Consider the following 15,096-nt stretch of genomic DNA (forward strand, 5'->3'; position numbering starts at 1 on the left):
TTTCTGGTGCGTACCGGGCTGAGAGGCGGTGTAAGTGAACTGTAGTTGCCATGTTTTACGGCAATGAGAGCAGAGATAGCGCTGATGTCCGGCAGTGCTTTTGCCGTTACGCACCACGCCTTCAGTAGCGGAGCAGGAAGGACATCTGATGGAAATGGAAGCCACGCAAGCACCTTAAAATCACCATCATACACTAAATCAGTAAGTTGGCAGCATTACCCAACCCCGGAAAGAAATAAAATAAATTTTATTTCTCCCCGGCGTTTCCGAAATAAATATGAAAACACTGAGCGGTTGTGCAAATTCTTTGTGCGACCGTGAAGTGTTGCCGGCGAAGCCGGAATTTAACGGTTATTAATCTTTTCATCATTAATAATCAGTCCGACTGACTTTCTTTCTTCGGAATATCATCATGAGTTTTAACGCAAAGGATATAACCCAGGGCGGTCAGATTACGTCCATGCGTATCCGCATGTTCAGCCAGATCGCCAATATTATGCTTTACTGCCTGTTTATTTTTTTCTGGATACTCGTTGGTCTGGTTTTATGGGTAAAAATAAGCTGGCAGACGTTTGTGAATGGCTGTATTTACTGGTGGTGTACCACGCTGGAAGGCATGCGGGATTTAATCAAGTCTCAGCCGGTATATGAGATTCAGTATTACGGCAAAACCTTCCGGATGAACGCTGCTCAGGTACTGCATGATAAATATATGATCTGGTGCGGTGAGCAGTTATGGTCTGCATTCGTTCTGGCCACAGTTGTGGCACTGGTTATTTGCCTGATTACCTTCTTTGTTGTCTCCTGGATTCTGGGGCGTCAGGGTAAACAACAGAGCGAAAATGAAGTCACAGGTGGTCGTCAACTGACAGACAATCCGAAAGACGTTGCCCGGATGCTGAAAAAAGACGGCAGGGACTCCGATATCCGGATTGGCGATCTGCCGATTATCCGGGATTCCGAAATCCAGAACTTCTGTCTGCACGGCACGGTCGGGGCCGGTAAGTCGGAGGTTATCCGTCGTCTGGCCAACTACGCCCGTCAGCGTGGTGATATGGTGGTGATTTATGACCGTTCAGGGGAATTTGTTAAAAGTTACTATGATCCCTCCATCGATAAGATCCTGAATCCGCTGGATGCACGCTGTGCCGCCTGGGATTTGTGGAAGGAGTGCCTGACACAGCCGGATTTTGATAATACCGCAAATACTCTGATCCCGATGGGCACAAAAGAGGACCCGTTCTGGCAGGGTTCAGGACGTACCATTTTTGCGGAAGCGGCGTATCTGATGCGTAATGACCCCAACCGCAGCTACAGCAAACTGGTGGACACACTGCTTTCCATCAAAATTGAAAAACTGCGTACCTACCTGCGTAATTCACCGGCGGCCAACCTGGTGGAAGAGAAAATCGAGAAAACGGCCATATCCATCCGTGCTGTGCTGACCAACTATGTGAAAGCCATCCGTTACCTGCAGGGGATTGAGCATAACGGTGAGCCCTTCACCATCCGTGACTGGATGCGTGGTGTCCGGGAGGATCAGAAAAACGGCTGGCTGTTTATCTCGTCGAATGCCGACACTCATGCCTCCCTGAAGCCGGTGATCTCCATGTGGCTGTCCATTGCCATTCGTGGTCTGCTGGCAATGGGAGAAAACCGTAATCGTCGTGTGTGGTTCTTCTGTGATGAGTTACCCACATTATACAAACTGCCGGACCTGGTGGAGATCCTGCCGGAAGCCCGTAAGTTCGGTGGCTGTTATGTGTTTGGTATCCAGTCCTATGCCCAGCTGGAAGATATCTACGGTGAGAAAGCGGCTGCCACGCTGTTTGACGTCATGAACACCCGTGCCTTTTTCCGTTCTCCCAGCCATAAGATTGCGGAGTTCGCTGCCGGTGAAATTGGTGAGAAAGAGCACCTGAAAGCCAGCGAACAGTATTCCTACGGTGCTGATCCGGTACGTGACGGGGTATCGACCGGTAAGGATATGGAGCGCCAGACGCTGGTCAGTTATTCCGACATTCAGTCCCTGCCGGATCTGACCTGCTATGTCACCCTGCCCGGACCGTATCCGGCAGTCAAACTCTCACTGAAATATCAGGAACGACCGAAGGTCGCTCCGGAGTTTATTCCGCGTGACATCAACCCGGAAATGGAGAACCGTCTGAGTGCCGTACTTGCCGCAAGGGAAGCAGAAGGTCGTCAGATGGCCAGCCTCTTCGAACCGGATGTCCCGGAGGTTGTTTCCGGAGAAGACGTGACTCAGGCTGAACAGCCGCAACAGCCGCAACAGCCGCAACAGCCGCAACAGCCGCAACAGCCGCAACAGCCGCAACAGCCGGTGTCTCCTGTCATCAACGATAAGAAGTCAGATTCAGGTGTGAATGTTCCGGCAGGGGGGATCGAGCAGGAGCTGAAAATGAAACCGGAAGAAGAGATGGAACAGCAACTGCCACCCGGGATCAGTGAATCCGGTGAAGTGGTGGATATGGCCGCTTATGAGGCATGGCAGCAGGAAAATCATCCGGACACCTGGCAGCAGATGCAGCGTCGTGAAGAGGTGAACATCAATGTGCACCGGGAACGCGGGGAGGATGTTGAGCCGGGAGATGATTTCTGATGAACAGGTCAGCTCCAGTCTTCAGTTCTCAGGCCGCCCACACGTTCAAATTCCCGGGTGTTATTAGTCACAATAATCAGCCCCCGACTGCGGGCATGACCTGCGATCATTTGATCAAATGGCCCGACAGGGCGTCCCTGACGGGCAAGTTCTGCTCTTATCTGGCCGGTGTGTGTGGCTGCAGCAGCGTCGTAATCCAGAACATCAATGCGGGAAACAAATCCCTCGATCACAGCGAGATTACGTTCAGGCATCTGGCTTTTTTCTGCACCATATATCAGCTCCATCAGGGTGACCGAACTGATACACATTCTCCCCTGGTTCAGGTTAAAACGCTCCCTGACGCTGGCGGGTTTGTTCTTTATCGTAAAAATGCAGATGTTGGTATCGAGCATAAACTTCAGCATCAGAATGACTCCCTTTCCTGCATGCCGGGCTGTTCCCTGTTATCCATAAAATCGGCGCTGACGCTGTGTCCGTCGAACCATTCGTCCCATGTCTCTCCGGCTGGCGTAATGATTCTGGTTCGTCCGACAGCAATCACTTCAACGCGTTTTACGTTTTCCGGCAATGCAACCGCTTTTGGCAGTCTGACCGCCTGGCTGCGGTTGCTGAGAAATACGGTGGTTTCCATTATTTGCCTCCTTATGTGGATATGTCTTGTGTATATCCATTGTGGGATTGATACCGGGATATGTCAAAGGGATATACGTTTATGATGAGTATCGCGCAGGTCAGATCGGCCGGAAGTGCCGGTAATTATTATACCGACAAGGATAATTACTATGTGCTGGGCAGCATGGGAGAACGCTGGGCCGGCCAGGGGGCTGAACAACTGGGGCTGCAGGGCAGTGTCGATAAGGATGTCTTTACCCGCCTTCTGGAGGGCAGGCTGCCGGACGGGGCGGATTTAAGCCGCATGCAGGATGGCAGTAACAGGCATCGTCCCGGCTACGACCTGACCTTCTCCGCTCCCAAAAGTGTCTCCATGATGGCCATGCTCGGGGGGGACAAACGTCTTATTGAAGCACATAACCAGGCCGTGGATTTTGCTGTCCGTCATCACCCGTGTGGAGGCACTGGCCTCCACACGGGTGATGACGGACGGACAGTCAGAAACGGTGCTGACCGGTAATCTGGTGATGGCACTGTTTAACCACGACACCAGTCGCGATCAGGAACCACAGTTACACACGCATGCGGTGGTGACTAATGTTACGCAGCATAACGGCGAATGGAAGACACTGAGCAGTGACAAAGTGGGGAAAACGGGGTTCATTGAGAATGTGTACGCTAATCAGATTGCCTTTGGCAGGCTCTACCGGGAAAAACTGAAAGAGCAGGTTGAGGCGCTGGGCTATGAAACTGAAGTGGTCGGTAAGCACGGTATGTGGGAAATGCCGGGTGTACCGGTGGAGGCCTTTTCCGGACGCTCACAGACTATCCGGGAGGCCGTCGGGGAAGACGCCTCGCTGAAATCCCGGGATGTGGCGGCGCTGGATACGCGTAAATCCAAACAGCACGTCGATCCTGAAGTCAGAATGGCCGAGTGGATGCAGACGCTGAAGGAAACCGGGTTCGACATCCGGGCATATCGTGACGCAGCGGAACAACGGGCATATACCCGCACGCAGACACCCGGACCCGCTTCACAGGACGGGCCGGATGTGCAGCAGGCGGTGACACAGGCCATTGCCGGATTAAGTGAACGCAAAGTGCAGTTTATGTATACGGACCTGCTGGCCAGGACGGTCGGCATACTGCCGCCGGAAAATGGTGTGATTGAACGGGCACGCGCCGGTATCGATGAGGCCATCAGCCGTGAGCAGCTTATCCCCCTCGATCGTGAGAAGGGGCTGTTCACGTCCGGGATTCATATGCTCGATGAGCTGTCAGTCCGGGCACTCAGTCGTGACATCATGAAACAGAACCGGGTGACCGTACATCCGGAGAAAAGTGTCCCCCGGACGGCCGGTTACAGCGATGCCGTCAGTGTTCTGGCACAGGACCGTCCGTCGCTGGCCATTGTGTCCGGGCAGGGCGGTGCAGCCGGGCAGCGTGAGCGGGTGGCTGAACTGGTCATGATGGCCCGGGAGCAGGGGCGGGAGGTGCAGATTATCGCTGCTGACCGTCGCTCGCAGATGAACCTGAAGCAGGATGAACGGCTGTCCGGTGAACTGATAACCGGACGTCGTCAGTTGCTGGAAGGCATGGCCTTCACGCCGGGCAGTACCGTTATCGTCGACCAGGGCGAAAAACTCTCCCTGAAAGAGACGTTAACCCTGCTGGATGGTGCCGCACGTCATAACGTACAGGTCCTGATAACTGACAGCGGGCAGCGAACCGGTACAGGCAGTGCACTGATGGCCATGAAGGATGCCGGGGTGAACACATATCGCTGGCAGGGGGGAGAACAGCGACCGGCCACCATCATCAGTGAACCGGACCGTTATGTCCGCTATGCCCGGCTGGCCGGAGATTTTGCGGCCAGCGTGAAAGCCGGAGAAGAGAGCGTGGCACAGGTCAGCGGAGTACGGGAACAGGCCATACTGACACAGGCCATTCGCAGTGAGCTGAAAACACAGGGCGTGCTCGGACACCCGGAGGTAACCATGACCGCCCTGTCACCGGTCTGGCTGGACAGCCGGAGCCGTTATCTGCGGGATATGTACCGCCCGGGAATGGTGATGGAGCAGTGGAACCCGGAGACACGCAGTCATGACCGCTATGTGACAGAACGTGTGACGGCGCAGAGTCACAGCCTGACCCTGCGGAATGCGCAGGGCGAAACGCAGGTGGTGCGTATTTCTTCCCTGGACAGCAGCTGGTCGCTGTTCCGGCCGGAAAAAATGCCGGTGGCAGACGGTGAGCGTCTGAGGGTGACAGGGAAAATTCCCGGACTCCGCGTCTCCGGCGGTGACCGCCTGCAGGTGGCATCCGTCAGTGAAGATGCGATGACGGTTGTTGTGCCGGGACGGGCTGAACCGGCCACCCTGCCTGTGAGCGATTCACCGTTCACGGCACTGAAGCTGGAGAACGGCTGGGTGGAAACGCCCGGGCATTCCGTCAGCGACAGTGCGACGGTTTTTGCCTCCGTCACACAGATGGCAATGGACAATGCCACCCTGAACGGTCTGGCCCGCAGTGGTCGTGATGTCCGGCTGTATTCCTCACTGGATGAAACCCGTACTGCGGAAAAACTTGCCCGCCATCCCTCCTTTACGGTGGTTTCTGAGCAGATAAAGGCGCGTGCCGGTGAGACATTGCTGGAAACCGCTATCAGTCTGCAGAAAGCCGGGCTTCACACGCCGGCACAGCAGGCCATTCATCTGGCCCTTCCTGTGCTGGAAAGTAAAAACCTGGCCTTCAGCATGGTGGACCTGCTGACAGAGGCAAAGTCGTTTGCTGCAGAAGGAACCGGTTTTGCTGACCTGGGAGGGGAAATCAATGCGCAGATAAAACGGGGTGATTTACTGTATGTGGATGTGGCAAAAGGCTATGGCACAGGCCTGCTGGTTTCCCGTGCGTCGTATGAGGCAGAAAAGAGCATTCTTCGCCATATTCTCGAAGGTAAGGAGGCGGTCACGCCGCTGATGGAGAGAGTACCTGGCGAACTCATGGAGAAACTGACATCAGGACAGCGTGCCGCCACCCGTATGATACTGGAAACGTCCGACCGTTTCACGGTGGTGCAGGGCTATGCCGGTGTGGGTAAGACCACACAGTTCCGGGCGGTGATGTCAGCCGTGAACATGCTGCCGGAGAGTGGACGTCCCCGTGTCGTGGGGCTGGGGCCCACACACCGTGCGGTCGGGGAGATGCGCAGCGCCGGCGTGGATGCACAGACACTGGCGTCCTTTCTGCATGACATGCAGCTGCAGCAGCGCAGCGGAGAAACGCCGGATTTCAGCAACACGCTGTTCCTTCTCGATGAGAGCTCTATGGTGGGCAATACCGACATGGCACGGGCATACGCCCTGATTGCGGCCGGTGGCGGTCGGGCTGTGGCCAGCGGTGACACGGACCAGCTGCAGGCCATCGCGCCCGGTCAGCCTTTCCGTCTCCAGCAGACGCGCAGTGCTGCCGATGTGGTCATCATGAAGGAGATTGTGCGTCAGACGCCGGAACTGCGGGAGGCGGTATACAGCCTGATTAACCGGGATGTGGAAAGGGCGCTGTCCGGGCTTGAGCGTGTGAAACCGTCTCAGGTGCCACGTCTGGAGGGCGCATGGGCACCGGAGCACTCCGTGACGGAGTTCAGTCACAGCCAGGAAGCGAAACTGGCAGAAGCGCAGCAGAAGGCGATGCTGAAAGGCGAGGCTTTTCCGGATGTCCCCATGACACTGTATGAAGCCATTGTCCGCGACTATACCGGCAGGACACCGGAAGCACGGGAGCAGACGCTGATTGTCACGCACCTGAATGAGGACCGGCGCGTACTGAACAGCATGATTCATGATGCACGAGAAAAGGCCGGAGAACTGGGGCAGGTGCAGGTCATGGTGCCTGTCCTGAACACAGCGAATATACGCGACGGGGAGCTGCGTCGTCTCTCCACCTGGGAGAATAACCCGGATGCCCTTGCCCTGGTGGATAATGTGTATCACCGGATTGCCGGTATCAGCAAGGATGACGGGCTGATAACCCTGCAGGATGCGGAAGGTAACACGCGGCTGATTTCGCCCCGGGAGGCGGTGGCTGAAGGCGTCACGCTGTACACCCCGGACACCATCCGGGTGGGGACCGGTGACAGGATACGCTTCACGAAGAGTGACCGGGAGCGCGGTTATGTGGCCAACAGCGTCTGGACGGTGACAGCGGTTTCCGGTGACAGTGTCACACTTTCTGACGGTCAGCAGACCCGTGTGATTCGCCCCGGTCAGGAGCGGGCAGAGCAACATATTGACCTGGCCTATGCCATCACCGCCCACGGTGCACAGGGGGCGAGTGAAACCTTTGCCATCGCGCTTGAAGGCACGGAAGGTAACCGGAAACTGATGGCCGGCTTTGAGTCAGCCTACGTGGCCCTGTCGCGTATGAAGCAGCATGTGCAGGTGTACACCGATAACCGTCAGGGCTGGACGGATGCCATCAACAATGCCGTACAGAAAGGAACTGCCCACGATGTGTTTGAGCCGAAACCGGACCGGGAGGTCATGAATGCAGAGCGGCTGTTCAGTACGGCGCGGGAGCTGCGGGACGTGGCGGCAGGCCGTGCCGTTCTCCGTCAGGCGGGGCTGGCCGGGGGAGACAGTCCTGCACGGTTTATTGCTCCGGGACGTAAATATCCGCAACCGTATGTGGCACTGCCGGCGTTTGACCGTAACGGCAAGTCCGCCGGTATCTGGCTGAACCCGCTGACCACGGATGACGGAAACGGGCTGCGGGGATTCAGCGGTGAAGGTCGGGTAAAAGGCAGCGGGGATGCGCAGTTCGTGGCCCTGCAGGGCAGCCGTAACGGAGAAAGCCTGCTGGCTGATAATATGCAGGATGGCGTCCGGATTGCCCGTGATAATCCTGACAGTGGTGTGGTGGTAAGAATCGCCGGTGAAGGCCGTCCGTGGAATCCCGGTGCCATCACCGGTGGCCGCGTGTGGGGGGATATCCCGGACAACAGCGTCCAGCCGGGAGCCGGAAATGGCGAACCGGTCACGGCAGAGGTACTGGCACAGCGGCAGGCTGAAGAGGCCATCCGCCGTGAAACGGAACGTCGCGCAGATGAAATTGTCCGTAAAATGGCAGAGAACAAACCTGACCTGCCGGACGGCAAAACAGAGCAGGCTGTCAGGGAAATTGCCGGGCAGGAGCGTGACCGGGCTGCCATAACTGAACGGGAAGCCGCGCTGCCGGAGAGTGTACTGCGTGAACCACAACGGGTGCGGGAAGCGGTCCGGGAAGTTGCCCGCTCCATTTGCTGCAGGAGCGTCTGCAGCAGATGGAGCGGGATATGGTTCGTGACCTGCAGAAAGAGAAAACCCCGGGCGGAGACTGATACAGGAAGACAAACACTGATGACAACGGATAACACGAACACGACACGTAACGATTCACTGGCTGCACGGACCGATACCTGGTTGCAGTCATTTCTGGTCTGGTCACCCGGACAGCGGGATATCATCAAAACGGTGGCACTGGTGCTGATGGTACTGGACCACATCAATCTGATATTCCAGCTGAAGCAGGAATGGATGTTTCTGGCCGGGCGAGGAGCCTTTCCGCTTTTTGCCCTGGTGTGGGGGCTGAATCTGTCCCGTCATGCGCATATCCGGCAACCGGCCATTAACCGGCTGTGGGGATGGGGAATTATTGCCCAGTTCGCATATTATCTGGCAGGCTTTCCCTGGTATGAGGGGAATATCCTGTTTGCCTTTGCAGTGGCGGCACAGGTGCTGACGTGGTGTGAAACGCGCAGTGGGTGGCGTACAGCAGCGGCCATACTCCTGATGGCCCTGTGGGGGCCTTTGTCCGGCACCAGTTACGGTATTGCCGGGTTGCTGATGCTGGCAGTCAGCAACCGGCTGTACCGGGCGGAAGACAGAGCGGAACGTCTGGCGCTGGTCGCCTGCCTGCTGGCTGTTATTCCGGCGCTTAACCTTGCCACGAGTGATGCAGCGGCGGTGGCCGGTCTTGTGATGACGGTGCTGACCGTTGGTCTGGTGTTGTGTGCCGGAAAATCATTACCCCGTTTCTGGCCCGGAGACTTTTTCCCGACGTTCTATGCCTGTCATCTGGCTGTGCTGGGCGTTCTGGCGCTGTGACGGGTGTGGTATCTTTGGCCGCAAGAGGATGATTCGTCAGAGGCAGAACACAGCATGACAGAGCAGAAGCGACCGGTACTGACACTGAAGCGGAAGACAGAGGGAACAGCGACTGTCCGCAGCCGGAAAACCATCATCAATGTCACCACGCCACCAAAGTGGAAGGTGAAAAAGCAGAAGCTGGCCGAGAAAGCGGCCCGTGAAGCAGAGCTGGCGGCAAAAAAAGCGCAGGCCAGACAGGCGCTGTCCATTTATCTGAACCTGCCCACGCTGGATGAGGCTGTGAATACCCTGAAGCCCTGGTGGTCGGGATTATTTGACGGTGACACGCCCCGGCTTCTGGCCTGCGGTATCCGGGACGTGTTACTGGAAGACGTGGCGCAGCGGAATATCCCGCTCTCGCATAAAAAACTGCGCAGGGCGCTGAAGGCCATCACCCGTTCAGAAAGCTATCTGTGTGCCATGAAAGCCGGTGCCTGCCGGTATGACACGGAAGGGTATGTGACGGAGCATATTTCTCAGGAGGAGGAAGCGTATGCGGGAGCGCGTCTGGCGAAAATTCGTCGCCAGAACCGGATAAAGGCAGAACTTCAGGCCGTGCTTGATGAGAAATAAAAAAAGCCTCCCCCAGAGAGAGGAGGCAGGGAAATAAGGCTTAAAAGGAAATAACTTCCGCTTCCGAAAGGAAGCCAGTCCACTGAATTATTTATCACAATAATACTGACAACTAAAGGGGGACAAGAAAATGAATGGATTCAGAAACAGTTCACGGAACGGCCAGGTCTGGCGTTACCAGCGTGCCGGCGGGCGGGCCGTTATTCTGGAAGTCAGTGGACGCTGGATGGAAGCGGCAGAAGCATGGCGACGGGCTGCCTGTGTTGCGCCTAGGACAGACTGGCAGCAGTTTGCCCGGAAAAGGGCTGAACATTGCCACCGGCGCTGCCGGGGAAGGGGGTAACGAAAAAAGCAGCCTTCATTACTCCAGGAGTCAGAAGGCTGAAAGGAGTTTATGAGATTTGCTTCTTAATATCCGGTCGGGCAGTATGACCGGACAGTTCTGAGTAGCACAGAGTCTTTTCCGCATTAAGTCGATTTTTTATATTTTGTGATTAATTTCACAAAATAAGGTGTTATTCAATGTGTGCTGCACTATTCAGGGGGGCTGAAATACAGGTGCCATTTATCTGATATGGAGAATAACATGAGGAAATATATTCCACTGGTATTATTTATCTTTTCATGGCCGGTATTGTCTGCAGATATTCATGGACGGGTTGTTCGTGTACTGGACGGTGATACCATCGAGGTCATGGACTCACTGAAGGCGGTGCGGATCAGGCTGGTAAATATTGATGCACCGGAAAAGAAACAGGATTATGGCCGGTGGTCAACAGACATGATGAAATCACTGGTCGCAGGAAAAACGGTTACCGTCACATATTTTCAGCGAGATCGTTATGGTCGTATTCTCGGGCAGGTTTATGCACCAGACGGAATGAATATTAATCAGTTTATGGTCCGGGCCGGGGCTGCCTGGGTATATGAGCAGTACAACACAGATCCCGTGCTACCTGTCCTTCAGAACGAAGCCAGACAACAAAAACGTGGGCTCTGGTCAGATGCTGATCCGGTTCCCCCCTGGATATGGAGGCACCGTAAATAAAGCGATGGCAATCCTATCATTCATCTGTTCTCAGCGGGAATAAAAATGGCAAAAACAAAACAGGAATGGCTGTATCAGTTACGGCGATGTTCATCAGTCAATACGCTGGAAAAAATTATTCATAAAAATAGAGACAGTTTATCAAACAGTGAACGTGAATCATTTAATTCAGCAGCAGACCACCGGCTAGCGGAATTAATCACCGGAAAGTTATATGACAGGATACCAAAAGAGATATGGAAATATGTAAGGTAATAATTCAGCAATAATTAATTGCCAGGAGCAGATAAATAATGAAGTTGATTATTTTTATTCTCATTGTTCTGATTATTGCAGCGCTACTTATCCGGATTATCCTCAGAAGTGTAAATCAGCATTCTCCTTTGCTGATGCAATTGCATGCGGCAGGTATACGGACCGGTGATGCAGAGCGAATACTGTCCAGCGGTGAATACTGGCAACGTCAGAAGACGCTGCTGACAGAAAGGGAAGTCAGTTTTATGAAAGGACTGTTCAGAATTGTGGATATGAAGCGGTGGTATCTGTGTCCGCAGGTACGGGTCGCGGATATCGTCCAGCTGAACGGGAATATCCGGCCACGATCACGCCAGTGGTGGCAGTTATTCAGGATGGTGTCTCAGTGGCATGTTGATGTGGTTATCGTTGAGCTGCGTTCGTTCAGTATTGTTGCAGCAGTAGAGCTGGATGATGCCAGCCATTTACGACCGGAACGCAGACGCCGGGATATTCTTCTGGAAGAGGTTCTGAGGCAGGCTGGTATTCCGTTGCTCAGAAGCCACGATGCCAGAAAACTGCTGCAGATGACCGGAGAATGGCTGAATACAACAGGGGCTGATCAGCAGTCACCGGAACATCGTAGCTGACGCCTTCGCGTTGCTCAGTTGTCCAACCCCGGAAACGGGAAAAAGCAAGTTTTCCTTGCTCCCGGCGTTTCCATAACTGAAAACCATACTATTTCACAGTTTAAATCACATTAAACGACAGTAATCCCCGTTGATTTGTGCGCCAACACAGATCTTCGCCACAATTCTCAAGTCGCTGATTTCAAAAAACTGTAGTATCCTCTGCGAAACGATCCCTGTTTGAGTATTGAGGAGGCGAGATGTCGCAGACAGAAAATGCAGTGACTTCCTCATTGAGTCAAAAGCGGTTTGTGCGCAGAGGTAAGCCTATGACTGACTCTGAGAAACAAATGGCCGCTGTTGCAAGAAAACGTCTTACACACAAAGAGATAAAAGTTTTTGTCAAAAATCCTCTGAAAGATCTCATGGTTGAGTACTGCGAGAGAGAGGGGATAACACAGGCTCAGTTCGTTGAGAAAATCATCAAAGATGAACTGCAGAGACTGGATATACTAAAGTAAAGACTTTACTTTGTGGCGTAGCATGCTAGATTACTGATCGTTTAAGGAATTTTATGGCTGGCCACGCCATAAGGTGGCAGGGAACTGGTTCTGATGTAGATGTACAGGAGCCAGAAAAGCAAAAACCCCGATAATCTTCTTTAACTTTGGCGAGTCAGAAAGATTACCGGGGCCCACTTAAACCGTATAGCCAACAATCAAGCTATGCGGGGAGTATAGTTATATGCCCGGAAAAGTTCAAGACTTCTTTCTGTGCTCGCTCCTTCTGCGCATTGTAAGTGCAGGATGGTGTGACTGATCTTCAACAAACTTATTACCGCCAGGTAAAGAACCCGAATCCGGTGTTCACACCCCGTGAAGGTGCCCGGACGCTTCCGTTCTGCGGGAAACTGATGGAAAAGGCGGTGGGCTTCACCTCCCGTTTTGATTTCGCCATTCATGTGGCACATGCCCGTTCGCTTGGTCTGCGTCGGCGCATGCCACCGGTACTACGTCGCCGGGCCATTGATGCGCTGCTGCAGGGGCTGTGTTTTCACTATGACCCACTGGCCAACCGCGTCCAGTGTTCCATCACCACGCTGGCCATTGAGTGCGGACTGGCGACGGAGTCTGCTGCCGGAAAACTCTCCATCACCCGGGCCACCCGGGCCCTGACGTTCCTTGCAGAGCTGGGACTGATTACCTACCAGACGGAATATGACCCGCTTATCGGGTGCTACATTCCGACCGATATCACGTTCACATCTGCACTGTTTGCTGCCCTCGATGTATCAGAGGAGGCAGTGGCCGCCGCGCGCCGCAGTCGTGTGGAATGGGAAAACAGACAGCGCAAAAAGCAGGGGCTGGATACCCTGGGTATGGATGAACTGATGGCGAAAGCCTGGCGTTTTGTTCGTGAGCGTTTCCGCAGTTACCAGACAGAGCTTAAGTCCCGTGGAATGAAGCGTGCCCGTGCGCGTCGTGATGCGGACAGGCAGCGTCAGGATATTGTCACCCTGGTGAAACGGCAACTGACGCGTGAAATCTCGGAAGGGCGCTTCACTGCCAGTCGTGAGGCGGTAAAACGTGAAGTGGAGCGTCGTGTGAAGGAGCGCATGATTCTGTCACGTAACCGTAATTACAGCCGGCTGGCCACAGCTTCCCCCTGAAAGTGACCTCCTCAGAATAATCCGGCACGCGCCGGAGGCATTCGCACGCCTGAAGCCCGCCAGTGCACAAAAAATCAGCGCTACATACAAAAAACAACCTCATCATCCACCTTCTGGTACATCCGGTCCCCCCTGTTTTTGATACAAAACACGCCTCACAGACGGGGAATTTTGCTTATCCACATTAAACTGCAAGGGACTTCACCATAAGGTTACAACCGTTCACGTCATAAAGCGCCAGCCGTCAGCCCTACAGGGTGCAATGTATCTTTTAAACACCTGTTTGTATCTCCTTTAAACTACTTAATTACATTCATTTAAAAAGAAAACCTGTTCACTGCCTGTCCTCTGGACAGACAGATATGCACCTCCCACCGCAAGCGGCGGGCCCCGACCGAAGCTGGTTTAGTTACAACATACAAACATAACCCCCTAAAAAACCCAAGTCCAACGCAGAACTGAAACCACAAAGCCCCTCCCTCATAACTGAAAAGCGGCCCCGCCCCGGCCCGAAGGGCCGGAACAGAGTCGCTTTTAATTATGAATGTTGTAACTATATTATCATCGCTGTCAGTCCTCTGACTGGACGTATCGAGTACACGCCCGTAAGCGGCCCTCACGGCCCGCTAACACGGAGATACGCCCCGACTGCGGGTAAACCTTTGTTGGGCTCCGACCGCGCACAGAAGCTATGTCATGGCTGAAAACGGGTATGGCTTGGCAGTTATCGTGTTCTGTCGAGAAAAATCGCTTGAACTCCAACGTACAGCCCCCTAAGTACTGCCAGCAAGCTGTCAGCACTAAGTCCCCGATACAGCGCGGCATAGCCGCGCTAACGGGGTTAAAAGGGCTTACCTATACTTCATCATCGCTGAAAGCCCGCATGGCCTCGCAGGGCAGGAATGGGATAGGTGAAACCTATCAATACGTACCGGCTTACGCCGGGCTTCGGCGGTGTTACTCCTGTACCATATGTAACTACATCATGCCGCCTTACATGCGCTACGCGCATATGAAGACAAATAGCCCACATCAAACGGTTTTTGGGTCTTCAGTACGCCATAGCACCAGTGCACGAGTTTTCTCATCAGCGCACCAATGGCACACATTTTGGCCTTACCTCTCAGGCATAATCGCTCATACATCGCTTTCATCAATGGGTTAAATCTCAGACCACACAACGAAGCCAGATACAGTTTCGCCCGGATTTCCGGCGGACCAATTTTTGACAGTTTCGGACACCCTCTGACCGAGGTGCCGGAATATTTTTCAACGGGAACGACACCTAAAAATGCAGCCGCCTGTTCACGTATAGGAAATTGAAAAACTAAGCGATACCCCTGTCCGCGCCTTATGCCACGTGAGCTTTTCTGCTTTTCCCTCCACTCCGGTGTTTTCTCTCTCTGCATGGTCGATTCTTATACCGCAACAGGCTGTTTTTTATACTTGCACCGATTCCCGGGCACACTTAGCCTGTGTCAGGCCGGCATATACCTCAGCAGACTGATATCCCGCGCGTTTTT

General features: G+C 54.1%; 13 protein-coding genes and 2 pseudogenes. 11 read left to right on the forward strand and 4 right to left on the reverse strand.

Going from position 1 to position 15,096, the window contains the following annotated elements; all coding sequences use genetic code 11:
• Positions 1-165: IS1 family transposase (locus tag BGK49_RS28685; protein ID WP_047664789.1), on the reverse strand; the 165-nt coding region annotated here is incomplete at its 3' end.
• A 247-nt stretch (positions 166-412) separates the two neighbouring features.
• Here BGK49_RS28685 and traD point away from each other — a divergent pair.
• A complete protein-coding gene (gene traD, locus BGK49_RS23720) occupies positions 413-2,620 on the forward strand; it encodes a type IV conjugative transfer system coupling protein TraD (protein ID WP_000009311.1) in 2,208 nt (735 codons plus the stop codon).
• Positions 2,621-2,628: 8 nt separating this feature from the next.
• Here the strand turns inward: traD and vapC are convergent, their stop codons facing one another.
• Together vapC and vapB are read right to left on the reverse strand one after the other, a co-directional pair.
• Positions 2,629-3,027, reverse strand: a complete 399-nt coding sequence (gene vapC / locus BGK49_RS23725; RefSeq protein WP_000911318.1) for a type II toxin-antitoxin system tRNA(fMet)-specific endonuclease VapC — start codon at positions 3,025-3,027, stop codon at positions 2,629-2,631.
• On the reverse strand, positions 3,027-3,254 hold the full coding sequence (gene vapB / locus BGK49_RS23730) for a toxin-antitoxin system antitoxin VapB (protein ID WP_000450530.1): 228 nt from the start codon (positions 3,252-3,254) through the stop codon (positions 3,027-3,029). Before vapB ends, vapC begins: the two co-directional genes overlap by 1 nt.
• 81 nt (positions 3,255-3,335) lie before the next feature.
• Between vapB and traI the strand changes: the two are divergent.
• The 10 genes and pseudogenes from traI (at position 3,336) to repA (ending at position 13,573) form a co-directional block, all read left to right on the forward strand.
• A pseudogene (gene traI / locus BGK49_RS23735) lies at positions 3,336-8,612 on the forward strand (conjugative transfer relaxase/helicase TraI).
• A 19-nt stretch (positions 8,613-8,631) separates the two neighbouring features.
• The gene (gene traX, locus BGK49_RS23740) at positions 8,632-9,378 is read left to right on the forward strand and encodes a conjugal transfer pilus acetylase TraX (RefSeq protein WP_000205722.1); all 747 of its coding nucleotides are present in this window, start codon (positions 8,632-8,634) and stop codon (positions 9,376-9,378) included.
• 54 nt (positions 9,379-9,432) lie between these two features.
• Positions 9,433-9,993, forward strand: a complete 561-nt coding sequence (locus BGK49_RS23745; protein ID WP_005045523.1) for a fertility inhibition protein FinO — start codon at positions 9,433-9,435, stop codon at positions 9,991-9,993.
• Positions 9,994-10,123: 130 nt separating this feature from the next.
• The gene (locus BGK49_RS23750; protein WP_011379083.1) at positions 10,124-10,336 is read left to right on the forward strand and encodes an ANR family transcriptional regulator; all 213 of its coding nucleotides are present in this window, start codon (positions 10,124-10,126) and stop codon (positions 10,334-10,336) included.
• A gap of 243 nt (positions 10,337-10,579) precedes the next feature.
• Positions 10,580-11,041, forward strand: coding sequence for a thermonuclease family protein (locus BGK49_RS23755; protein ID WP_001233866.1), 462 nt, complete (start codon positions 10,580-10,582; stop codon positions 11,039-11,041).
• Between the two features lie 45 nt (positions 11,042-11,086).
• Positions 11,087-11,296, forward strand: coding sequence for a hemolysin expression modulator Hha (gene hha / locus BGK49_RS23760; RefSeq protein ID WP_001299729.1), 210 nt, complete (start codon positions 11,087-11,089; stop codon positions 11,294-11,296).
• Positions 11,297-11,334: 38 nt separating this feature from the next.
• Entirely contained in the window at positions 11,335-11,925 is a 591-nt protein-coding gene (locus BGK49_RS23765) for a DUF2726 domain-containing protein (protein WP_000766818.1), read from the forward strand.
• 239 nt (positions 11,926-12,164) lie between these two features.
• Positions 12,165-12,425 carry a replication regulatory protein RepA gene (locus BGK49_RS23770; RefSeq protein WP_000083819.1) on the forward strand — a complete coding sequence of 87 codons (261 nt, stop codon included), beginning with the start codon at positions 12,165-12,167 and terminating at the stop codon, positions 12,423-12,425.
• Between the two features lie 223 nt (positions 12,426-12,648).
• The gene (tap, locus tag BGK49_RS23775) at positions 12,649-12,723 is read left to right on the forward strand and encodes a RepA leader peptide Tap (protein ID WP_001365705.1); all 75 of its coding nucleotides are present in this window, start codon (positions 12,649-12,651) and stop codon (positions 12,721-12,723) included.
• The gene (gene repA, locus BGK49_RS23780) at positions 12,716-13,573 is read left to right on the forward strand and encodes an incFII family plasmid replication initiator RepA (RefSeq protein ID WP_000130973.1); all 858 of its coding nucleotides are present in this window, start codon (positions 12,716-12,718) and stop codon (positions 13,571-13,573) included. The genes tap and repA overlap by 8 nt, the downstream gene beginning before the upstream one ends.
• A 983-nt stretch (positions 13,574-14,556) precedes the next feature.
• On the opposite strand, the pseudogene BGK49_RS23785 reads toward repA, so the two are convergent.
• Positions 14,557-14,892, reverse strand: a pseudogene (locus tag BGK49_RS23785) (transposase); the annotation flags it as partial.
• Positions 14,893-15,096 lie beyond the last annotated feature (204 nt).

The organism is Shigella sp. FC1544 (assembly GCF_001722145.1).
Taxonomy (GTDB): Bacteria; Pseudomonadota; Gammaproteobacteria; order Enterobacterales; family Enterobacteriaceae; genus Escherichia; species Escherichia coli.